The 740-nt window shown below is 69.2% G+C and carries 2 protein-coding genes; one reads left to right on the top strand and one right to left on the bottom strand.

Annotation, left to right across the window (positions count from 1 at the left end; genetic code table 11):
- The coding region (locus ACFSL4_RS34905) for a GDP-mannose 4,6-dehydratase (RefSeq protein WP_381091833.1) at window positions 1–224 on the top strand (224 nt) is incomplete at its 5' end.
- A gap of 65 nt (window positions 225–289) precedes the next feature.
- Here ACFSL4_RS34905 and ACFSL4_RS34900 read toward each other — a convergent pair.
- Window positions 290–740, bottom strand: a 451-nt coding sequence (locus tag ACFSL4_RS34900) for a methyltransferase domain-containing protein (RefSeq protein WP_381091831.1), incomplete at its 5' end; no start/stop codon positions are given.

The raw sequence follows: 740 nt of genomic DNA, 5'->3' as shown, positions 1-740 counted from the left end.
TGGACTGGCGTGACCACGTCCGCTTCGACGAGCGCTACCTGCGCCCCTCCGAAGTCGACCATGTGGTCGGGGACGCCTCCAAGGCCCGGCGGGTCCTCGGCTGGCAGCCCACCGTCCACGCCCCCGAACTCGCCCGCCTCATGGTCGACGCCGAAACGGCGGCTCTGTCGCCGGCTCCTGTCGTGGCGGTGGCGCCGTCGCCGCGACGGGAGCCGACGGTATGACCCCGTCCCCGCTCAGCGGTCATCCATGAGCGAGTCGGTGCCCCGCGTGCTGCCGCCGCGGCCGCTCACCCGGCGGGAGCCGCAGGGGAAGCGCAGCGGATCCGGCGGACCAGTTGCTCGTGGTCCTGCAGCCACCGCCGAGGCAGCCGACGCTTGAGCAGCGGGTAGGAGCAACGGTGGAACCTGACCGCACGGGCGAATGCGCCCTTGCGAAAAGTCCGCTTGGTCAACATGTGCAGAGTTCCGGCCGAGTGGTAGGCCATTCCCAGACGATTCGCGAGGGTGCGCAGCGTCGGAGCCGTGTAGAAGGAGATGTGCTGGCCGGCCTCGGGTGCCAGGTACCACCATGACGGATCGGCGGTGCCGTCATGAAGGTACTGGGTGAAAAGGAAGGAGTCCGCCCCGGTCTCCCGCAGACAGGTGTCGACGAACGCGAGCGGGTCGGTCACATGCTCCATCACCTCGACGGCGGTCACCGCGGTGGCCGGTCCATGCTTGCCGCTGTCCCACTCAAAA

This window comes from Streptomyces caeni, assembly GCF_042678285.1.
GTDB classification, from domain to species: domain Bacteria; phylum Actinomycetota; class Actinomycetes; order Streptomycetales; family Streptomycetaceae; genus Streptomyces; species Streptomyces caeni.
The sequence above is the reverse complement of the archived record's forward strand: the minus strand, read 5'-3'. Positions and strand labels throughout refer to the sequence as shown.